We start from the raw sequence: 5,219 nt of genomic DNA, 5'->3' as shown, positions 1-5,219 counted from the left end.
CCCTGCGGGGCGGGGCGGGCGGGGGCCCCCCGCGGGCGGGGGGGCCCCCCCCCCCCCCCCCGGGGGGCCCCCGGCGCACCCCCCCCCGGGGGGGGGCGGGCCCCCCGCCCCCCCCCCCGCCCCCCCGGCCCTTGCGCGCTCCGGGAAGACAACGGACAACACGTCATGGAACGACCTTCCGGCCTGACGTCGAGCGGACCGGCGGCGGGCATGGAAGGCCCGCCGCCGGTCCGCTGTCGTCGGTGGTGGAGTGGCGGCACGGCAGGCGCGTGGAGACCCGCCGGCGGGCGGGTCCCCACGCGCGGGTACTACGTCGGTACGCCGAGCAGGGCGACCGGTGGCGAGGTCGGATGCTTCGATCCGCCGGCCGGCTCCACCGTGATGCCGACCCCGGAGGCGCCGTCCACCGCGCCCCGCATGAGCACCGCCTGGCTGCTGCGGTCGGGGTCCATCAGGCCGGCCGAGCGCATCTGCCCGCCGTCGGAGAACCACAGCTGGTAGACCTTGCCCCGCGGTGGCTCCTTCATGTCCGAAGCCATGAAGACGGCCCGGTCCCGGCCGGCGGAGACCACCAGCGTTCCCGTGCCGCCCGCCAGGCGGGCCGAGCGGGACTTGGCGTCGGGCGCCGTCAGCACGCTGGTCAGGTCCCCGACGGCTCTCTGCGCCTGGGCGGCCTCGTGCCGGGCGTCCTGGGCGCGCTCGTACTGCCATACGGCGGTTCCGCCGAACACGGTCGCGGCGGCCACGCTGGCGGCCAGCGCCCACCGGGCCGGGCCACGTCCGCGCCGCAGGCCGCGGCGTACCCGTTCCAGGGACGCGGCTCCGGGCGACACCTGCCGCACGGTGGTGATGCGGGTGAGAACCTGCTCCCGCATGGCGGGGCGCGTCCGCACCGTGGCGGCCAGGGCCAGGCGTCCGGCGGAGGCCGTGAACTCCGCGACCTCCTGCGCACAGGTGTCGCACTCGGCCAGGTGACGCTCGAAGGCGGCACGCTCGTCGCCGGGCAGCGCGTGCAGCGCGTAGGCGCCTGTCAGAGCATGCAGGTCCGTCGTGGTCATGCGGTCACCCCCAGGCAGTCGCGGAGCCGGATCAGCCCGTCGCGCAGCCGGGTCTTCACCGTGCCGAGCGGCAACGAGAGCGCCTCGGCGACCTCCCGGTAGGTCAGTCCGCGGTAGTAGGCGAGAGTGACCGACTGCCGCTGCAGCTCGGTCAGGGTGCGCAGGCAGCGCCGCACCTGCTCCCGCTCCAGCCGGCTCTCGACCTGCTCGGTCACCTCGTCGTACGCGGGCTGGTGCTCGAGCAGCGCGGCCTTGGTGTCACGGGCCGCGGCGGCCTCCACCGACCGGACCCGGTCCACGGCCCGCCGGTGGGCGAGGGTGAGGATCCAGTTGATGGCCGTGCCGCGCTCGGGCCGGTAGCGCGGGGCGGTCCGCCACACCTCCACCAGCACCTCCTGCGCCACCTCCTCGGACTGCGCCTGATCGCGCAGAACGGCCCGCGCGACGCCGAGGACGGAGCCGGCCACGGCGTCGTAGACCGCGGCGAAGGCGTCCTGGTCGCCGAGCGCCACCTGGTGCAGCAGTTTCTGCAGATCAGGTCCAGCTGATGGGCGTCTGCCGATATGTACGGCTTCCTTCACAATGGCTCTCCCGTAGGCGTGACAGGCCGGAACATCCCCTGTAATCCGAGGCCGAGCGGCCCGCGGATTGGCGTCACGGCTTGCGTGGGAAACGTACGGCCTTGTCGCGACCGGCGCCGCGACGGGTCGCACCCGCGTGCCGGGGCGCGTTTCAGTGGATCTGCCCCGGAGCACCCACGCCGTCCCGCTTCCCGGTGACGGCGAACGGGCCGCCGTACGGCCGCGTTCACAGCCGCATTCACAGCCGTCGGGAGTGAACGCTGCGACTCTTGACGCGCTCAGCGCTACAGCCTAACTTCGCTCCAGAAAGCGCTTTCTACGCACCTTCTCGTATCCGTACGCACTCGCAACCTGGAGACGAACCATGCGCGTGAAGCCCGCCATCCGCTGCACCGGCCTCCTCGTCGGATTACTCGTCATGTCCTCCGCCGGGAGCGCGCACGCGGCACCCGCGCGCCCTGCCCCGGAGGCGGGCAGTCAGGCCGCGGCGAGCGACCTGTACGTGGCGGGCAACGGCAGTGACAGCAACCCGGGGACGCTCGCCGCCCCGCTGAAGACGATCCAGCGCGCGGTGGACCTGGCGCAGGCGGGCACCACGATCCAGATCCGGGGCGGGACGTACGCACCGGCCACGAACATCCGGCTGCTCAACAGCGGCACGGCGAGCCAGCCCATCACCATGCGCGGTTACCACGGCGAGCACGTGGTCATCGACGGCGAGAACATGCCGTACACGCCCGGCGCGGTGGGCTCGACCATTCCCCGGGCCGAGCGTGGAGCCGTCCACATCGAGGGCGAGTACTGGCGGCTGAGCGGGCTGGAGATCATCCACGGCCCCTACGGCGTGTTCGGCGCGGACACCAGTCACAACGTCTTCGACCGCCTCGTCACCCGGGACAACTACGAGTCGGGCTTTCATCTCCAGGGAGCCTCCAGCGACAACCAGATCCTGAATCTGGACAGTCACGGCAACCACGACCCGCGGAAGAACGGGGAGAGCGCCGACGGACTGGCCGTCAAGGAAGGCTCCGGAAGCGGCAACGTGGTGCGGGGCGCCCGGCTGTGGAACAACTCCGACGACGGCCTGGACTTCTGGATGTTCGACGGTTCGCCGATCCTCGTCGAGAACACCCTCGCCTGGGGCAACGGGTTCAACCGGTGGAACCTGCCCGACTACCAGGGCGACGGCAACGGGTTCAAGATGGGCGGCAACGGCGTGGCCGCCGACCACACCGTGCGCAACAGCATGGCCTGGGGCAACTCCGCCGGCGGCTTCGTCGACAACAACAACCCGGGCAAGATGAAGATCGACCACTGCACCGCGTGGAAGAACGGCAAGACCGGCTTCGAGTTCAGCCGCTCCTCCAGCACGCTGACGAAGAACCTGGCGGTGGCCAACGGCACCGACGCCTCGCTCGGCTCGAACTCCACCGGCAGCGGCAACTCCTGGAACGCGGGCGGCACCTGGTCGTTCGTCAGCACCGACGCAAGCGTGATCACCGGCGCCAGGACGGCCGCCGGCGCCATCCCGTCCTCCACCTTCCTGCGCCCCGCCGGCGGCGCGGACGTGGGAGCACGGTTCTGAACGCTGCCGGGAGCGGCGGGACAGCGGAGCATCCGATGTCGCCTCGCCGGGCCGCGGTTGCCTACGGCCCGGCATCCCCGTCACCGGAGATCGCTACGATGCGCCGGGGCCGCGCCCCCGGGCGGCGCGGAGCGTTTTCGGAGGGGGACACCTGTGTTCGTGCTGTGCATCCTGCTGCTCATAGCCGCGGCAGTGCTCTTTCTCGTCGGCCGCGGCCGCACCGCCGCAGGCCGCTGGAGACTCGGGGCGGCGCTCAGCGCCGTCACGGGCCTGCTGGCAGGCGCCTTGGCCTGCGTCTACGTCGTGAGCGCCTACGAGGTCGGCGTGCCGGTGACCTTCGGCAGCGTCGGCAAGCCGCTGACCTCGGGCATCCACTTCACGTCACCGTTCACCGACGTCACACCCTTCTCCACCCGCCCGGTGGACCTCGACCTCAACGACAAGGACGTGGTCGAGGTCCGCTCCTCGCAGGGCGGTGTGCTCTACGCGGACGTCACCATCAAGTGGGCCGTGGTGCCGGGCAAGGCGGTCGCGCTGTACCGGCTGGCGGGCAGCGAGGAAGCCGTCGAGGAGCGGCTGGTGCTGCCGGACAGCCGCGAGATCATCCGCAACGTCTTCGCGAAGCACACCAGTGAGGAGGGGTACGCGTCCGCCCGCGAGCAGATCAGCTCGGAGATCGCCGGTCTCGTCAAGGAGCGGCTGGCGCCGCGCGGCATCGACGTCACGTCCGTCAACCTGCGCAACGTGCGGCCGTCGGAGAAGCTGCAGGAGCAGATCGACAAGAAGATCCAGCAGGAGCAGGCCACCGAGCGGGCCACCGAGGCCGTGCGTACGGCCAAGGCGCAGGCGGAACGCCGGCGGATCGACGCGGAGGGCATCGCCCGCGCCAACAAGATCATCGCGGGGTCGCTGAGCGACAAGGTGCTGTACAACCAGTGCCTCGAGGCGTACAAGGAAGCCGCGAAGGCCAACCCGGTGTACGCGGTGCCGTGCGGTACGGACTCGGGTGGCACACCGGTCATCGTGGACAGCGGCAAGAACTGAACCGAGCGGCAAGAACCGAACCGATAACGCCGCAGGGCCGGATCATTCCTGCGTCCGCGTGCCGGTGGTCAGGCCCGGGAGTCGGTCCGCGCCAGCCAGTCGTCCAGCAGGGCCGCCAGGATCCTCGGCTGCTCGTGGGGGAGCGCGTGGCCGGCGCCGTCGAGCACTGCCAGGGTGGCCCGCGGGTAGTGCTCGAGCAGGTCCGCCGCCGCCGCGTATCCGACGACGGAGTCCTGCCGGCCGGCGACGACGAGCGTGGGCCCCTGGTAGGCCGGTCCCTCGGTCGCTTCGAGTTCCCACCGGTCGCCGATCCGCTCCAGGGCGGCCTGGTCGACGAGGGGGATCGCCGGGGCGACGAAGCGCTCGTAGCGGTCCAGCATCGCCGGCGTCCGCACCACGAAGTAGCCGCGGAACCCGTCGTCGCCCAGATCGTCGGCCGCGACCACCGGCTGGTGGTCCGGGACGTCGCGGACCCCTGCCAGCAGAGGACAGACGAGCGCGAGCCCGGAGACCCGGTCGGGGCGCCGGGCCGCGATTCCCTGGGCGTAGTGGGCGCCGGCCGAGTGGCCGACGACGAGGACGGCGTCCGGCCCGGCGACCTCGTCGGCGAAACCGAGCAGCACGTCGAGGACGTCTTCGGCGCCGCGCAGGGACGCCGGCGCCGGCGTGCGGCCCATTCCGGGAAGGTCGGGATAGATCCGCCGGTAGCCGTCGCGCGCTCCCAGAGCCGGCTCGAAGCAGGCCTCGGCCTCACGGTGATCGACCACCGCCCCGTGCAGCACCAGCACGGGTCTGCCTTCGCCGTGCGCCACGTAATGCACCGGTACGTCGCCTGCGGCACGCTCCATGCGGTCAGCCTAGACGAGTAAGTCCTATGTCCTGGGCTGACGATCAGGCGTGAACAGAGGGTGTTCAAGATCATGTTGTGACGCAAGATCTGAACACCCTCTT

General features: G+C 71.7%; 5 protein-coding genes. 2 read left to right on the top strand and 3 right to left on the bottom strand.

The genetic code is table 11. The features are described from left to right. Window positions 1-308: 308 nt before the first annotated feature. A complete protein-coding gene (locus ACH4ZX_RS20545; protein ID WP_398274426.1) occupies window positions 309-1,058 on the bottom strand; it encodes an anti-sigma factor domain-containing protein in 750 nt (249 codons plus the stop codon). After that, complete coding sequence (locus ACH4ZX_RS20540) at window positions 1,055-1,639, bottom strand: sigma-70 family RNA polymerase sigma factor (protein WP_360760531.1); 585 nt, start codon at window positions 1,637-1,639, stop codon at window positions 1,055-1,057. The genes ACH4ZX_RS20545 and ACH4ZX_RS20540 overlap by 4 nt, the downstream gene beginning before the upstream one ends. A gap of 364 nt (window positions 1,640-2,003) precedes the next feature. On the opposite strand from ACH4ZX_RS20540, the gene ACH4ZX_RS20535 reads away from it, so the two are divergent. Both ACH4ZX_RS20535 and ACH4ZX_RS20530 read left to right on the top strand, forming a co-directional pair. Next, window positions 2,004-3,224, top strand: a complete 1,221-nt coding sequence (locus tag ACH4ZX_RS20535) for a right-handed parallel beta-helix repeat-containing protein (protein WP_398274423.1) — start codon at window positions 2,004-2,006, stop codon at window positions 3,222-3,224. Between the two features lie 153 nt (window positions 3,225-3,377). Continuing rightward, window positions 3,378-4,268, top strand: coding sequence for a prohibitin family protein (locus tag ACH4ZX_RS20530; RefSeq protein WP_398274420.1), 891 nt, complete (start codon window positions 3,378-3,380; stop codon window positions 4,266-4,268). A gap of 68 nt (window positions 4,269-4,336) precedes the next feature. Here the strand turns inward: ACH4ZX_RS20530 and ACH4ZX_RS20525 are convergent, their stop codons facing one another. Beyond that, window positions 4,337-5,116, bottom strand: a complete 780-nt coding sequence (locus ACH4ZX_RS20525; protein WP_398274418.1) for an alpha/beta fold hydrolase — start codon at window positions 5,114-5,116, stop codon at window positions 4,337-4,339. Between the last annotated feature and the right edge of the window lie 103 nt (window positions 5,117-5,219).

The organism is Streptomyces sp. NPDC020490 (genome assembly GCF_044335305.1).
Classification (GTDB): Bacteria; Actinomycetota; Actinomycetes; order Streptomycetales; family Streptomycetaceae; genus Streptomyces.
Note: the sequence above shows the minus strand (reverse complement) of the source record. Positions and strands in the feature narration are given on the sequence as shown.

What these genes read in the sequence shown, in the direction of transcription:
- ACH4ZX_RS20545 (WP_398274426.1), bottom strand. Translation starts at nt 1,058, where the DNA reads ATGACCACGACGGACCTGCATGCTCTGACAGGCGCCTACGCGCTGCAC.
- ACH4ZX_RS20535 (WP_398274423.1), top strand. Translation starts at nt 2,004, where the DNA reads ATGCGCGTGAAGCCCGCCATCCGCTGCACCGGCCTCCTCGTCGGATTA.
- ACH4ZX_RS20525 (WP_398274418.1), bottom strand. Translation starts at nt 5,116, where the DNA reads ATGGAGCGTGCCGCAGGCGACGTACCGGTGCATTACGTGGCGCACGGC.